Source organism: Microcoleus asticus IPMA8 (assembly GCF_013179805.1).
Taxonomy (GTDB): domain Bacteria; phylum Cyanobacteriota; class Cyanobacteriia; order Cyanobacteriales; family Microcoleaceae; genus Microcoleus; species Microcoleus asticus.
Genome location: NZ_SRRZ01000251.1, coordinates 1 through 3,380, shown reverse-complemented (window position 1 = coordinate 3,380; position 3,380 = coordinate 1). Strand labels below are relative to the sequence as shown.

Sequence of the window (3,380 nt, the reverse complement as noted above, 5' to 3'; positions counted from 1 at the left end):
ATAACTTTTTTGTTGAAAAAACTGAATTAATACCAACTTAATCATGATTAGTGAAGCCCGATTAATTTGCAACTGATTTAGGATTGCTATACATTATCAAAGGCAGCAGACATCCCAACAATAGCCCATCATCTGCTTGAAGGCGAAAGTAATCTAGCAGAGTATTGCCTCAAGTTTCAAACCCAAGAAGGTATTACGCTTGTCCTTCCTGTATTAGAGTGTATTCGAGCTTTTTTGGTTCCGAATAAAACATTAGCGTTTGGATTATTGGAACCCAACTATTTTGAGCGTGTAATTACTCGAAATGAAATTATCGACAGAAAAATATTTTTAGATTTTTCTGTCGATATAGCTAAAAAAGTCTTAAGTAAACCTTTTGCTTTTTGTGTGGCGCGGTTGTTGCATGACTCATCGTTTCGCTCTGCATGGGATCGGGTGTATCGCGATCGCCTCAGCCAAGCCTCACAGGTAAATTGGAATACTTCGATACCACTGATGACAAATTTACCAAGTTTTAGTTCTACTTGGCACGTCAGAGGTCTGGTAACGGGGCAAATCTTATGGATTCAGCAAATTTTGGAAGTTGCACCTGCGCGATCGCTACCTTTCTCAGAACTTGAGTTTACCCATCCTCGACTCAAAAAGCGAGAGTACGTTGCAAAACCAGCCGCCAAGCGACAGAGGAAACCCAAAACTGTTGAGGAAAACTTAATTGAAATTGAAGCAAGCCCTCCTACTACTTCAAAACCAGACCGTAACCTTCCTCGTTTGAGAAGGCCGATTATTGAAAAGCAGAAGCTCAAAATTACTCAAACGGGGGCAAGTTCCATCAGTGTTACAAAGCCAACTGCTGATGTCTCAAATGGTGTTGACAATCAAGACTTGGAACCGCTTTTGAAAAGCCAAATCGTTAATGTTGCTGATGCAGGAGTAGGTGGGCAAAATCCGCCTGCCGAATTTGCCCTTCGTTCGCCGATGGATATCTTTATTGCAACAGACGATGGGCTGGATGAGTTTGCCGAAGCGATCCGCTTTCTTGATGAGAGGCATTGGGATATCTCAGTTACTTGGGAAGTGCGAGAGTTGGCTAAAGAAACTCCGTTTGCAAAAATAGTCGATCGCGTTAGAAAGTTTGGTCTGGTAAAGCTGGAAAGCTCAGGGCTGCGTTCTTGCTGGATACTGGAGTTTGGTAGACCTGATAATTTCTCGATTTCTACACTGATTTTTTCCCTATCCACACAAAATGTGAATGCACAACATGAGGATATTTTAGATACAGTATTAACTCAAGCTTTACTCCCGCAAGGTGGATGGCAACGTAGTGTATTTGAAAAGCTCAAAGGGGAAATAGGTGGATTTGCCTTCGCTCTAACTAAACATACCAATAATTCTACCGAGGATTGGGGAGAAAGGCTCTACAGGAAGGCGAAAGAAATTATGAATCTCTAAATTAGTTTATCCATGATTCCGTTTAAGGTCAGAACCCTTATCATCGTATTGAGTGGCAGTTTAAGGGGATGCAGGGGTGCATAGACGGTAAACAAGACCAAGCCCTCGACACCAGTTGCTTCTACTGTCAGAATGCCTAATTGAGCGGTTAAGCATGGTACAGTGGACAGTTTGTTGAAAGTACGTTACTTGCACGTTACTCGCACGTTATTTTTGCTATAATTGGTACATCAATACCATTATAAAGAGGCAAACATAATGGCTACCAGTAATCTCAAATTTTCTGTTTATATTCCACCTAATGTTCACGATAAATTGAAGACATTCCAGGCTGAGCATAATATCAAGTCACTATCAACTGCGGCAACCGCTATTCTGTCAAACTACTTGGCTTCAATACAGACGGAGGCATTTGCTCCTGTAGCAGGCAATGTTACTACAGAAGATACGACTGTGATTGATGTTCTGGCAAAACGCATAGCCAATCTGGAAGAAAGATTAGTGGCAGAAGAAAAACGCAGCGATAACGTGACAACTAGATTGTCAGTAGTGGAAGAAGAACTAGGGAAAAGTCACTCCCCTCATACAACAAATACAACAAAAGTGGTTAAGTCTTTGAAACCAACCCAACAAACCATAAAGCCACAAAGTGCTATTTATGGGAGAGGCGAAGCTGCCTCTACCTACCCAGGTTGGGAATTGCCCGCCAACATCTCTTATGTACTTAATCAATTCCAGGCACTCAATACGGATGAAGCAAGAGCTGCTTTTGCAGATAAATGGATAGGTCTGTGCGCGCAAAGTTTAGATGCAGCTTGTACAGTCTGTTACAGACTCATGAGCATCATTAAAGAAAAGGAGATGTACAGAATTCCACACTGGATGGAAGGTAACAAGACTTTCGATTCATTCAAAGACTACTTTGAGCATCGGTTCCAGAAGCCCTTAAAGGCTTGGTCAGAACTTGAATCTACCCATCAATTTGCTGCTGAAGCCGGTCCAGAACTTTTGAAAAAACTCTTCCTCACAGAAAACAGCATTCAATCTACCCAAAATGGTGTTGTTAATACGACTGTCCAGCCTAATGAGGCGAACAGAAAGACCAGTAAGGAGCCACAAAAGAAGCAGAGCCAGAAAGACAAAGGTAAGGCTGCACTTATCCAAAAAAGAAAGTCAAAGCCGACAGAGGAATCTACTGATCTTATAGAAAAATATGTTCAAACAATGTCCAGAATGGAAGTCTCTAAATTTTCTGGGTTGACCATCAATCAGCTAAGAGGACTACAAAAGCGAAGTCAGTTACCCAAGAAGCTGTCAGTGGAGGGGGCGATGTATGAAATTGACCACGAAGGACGAAACTGTTGGTCGGTGAAGCGTTTACAGGAGACAGAAAGGGTTTCAGAGTCATTGCTACGTGGAGAGAGTCACTCTGATCCTGTCCAAATAGAGAGTAAGTCATCTGTATAATGGTTCTTGTACTAGGTTGTTGACGCAGAGAGCGCTTAGCAACATGGTAGATTTCCCTTAGACACTTACCAGGAGCGCAAAAGTGAAAGACCCTGACAAGAAAAAAGTAGGAGTGAACAAGCCAACGTGGATGTCAACGCAACAGTGGCATGAACTAATTGCATTACATGACGGTATTCCGAAATGCGCTTACACTGGAAAAACTGCCCATGAAGCCAAATTAGTTGTTGACCATGTTGTACCTCGGTCAAAGGGCGGTCTAAATGAAGTAAGCAACTACCAGTTCTTATGTGAAGAACAAAACCTCCAGAAATGGGCAAAGGAGGATAAGTATTGGACGCAGGAGGATTTCTATTACGACAAGGAGTACAATGGGAGCATAACACTTATGCGATGAGTACAAATACTCTGAAAGACCATGCCCCTCATTAGTCCATAATTAAATATGTTTACCACTATCGAAA

General features: G+C 42.0%; 3 protein-coding genes. All 3 read left to right on the top strand.

Going from position 1 to position 3,380, the window contains the following annotated elements; translation table 11 throughout:
* The first annotated feature begins 267 nt into the window (after window positions 1–267).
* The 3 genes from E5S67_RS31495 (at window position 268) to E5S67_RS31485 (ending at window position 3,313) form a co-directional block, all read left to right on the top strand.
* Entirely contained in the window at window positions 268–1,449 is a 1,182-nt protein-coding gene (locus E5S67_RS31495; RefSeq protein ID WP_216670841.1) for a hypothetical protein, read from the top strand.
* Window positions 1,450–1,707: 258 nt separating this feature from the next.
* On the top strand, window positions 1,708–2,916 hold the full coding sequence (locus E5S67_RS31490) for a hypothetical protein (protein ID WP_172193343.1): 1,209 nt from the start codon (window positions 1,708–1,710) through the stop codon (window positions 2,914–2,916).
* An 82-nt stretch (window positions 2,917–2,998) separates the two neighbouring features.
* A complete protein-coding gene (locus E5S67_RS31485; protein WP_172193341.1) occupies window positions 2,999–3,313 on the top strand; it encodes an HNH endonuclease in 315 nt (104 codons plus the stop codon).
* The last annotated feature ends 67 nt before the right edge of the window (window positions 3,314–3,380 follow it).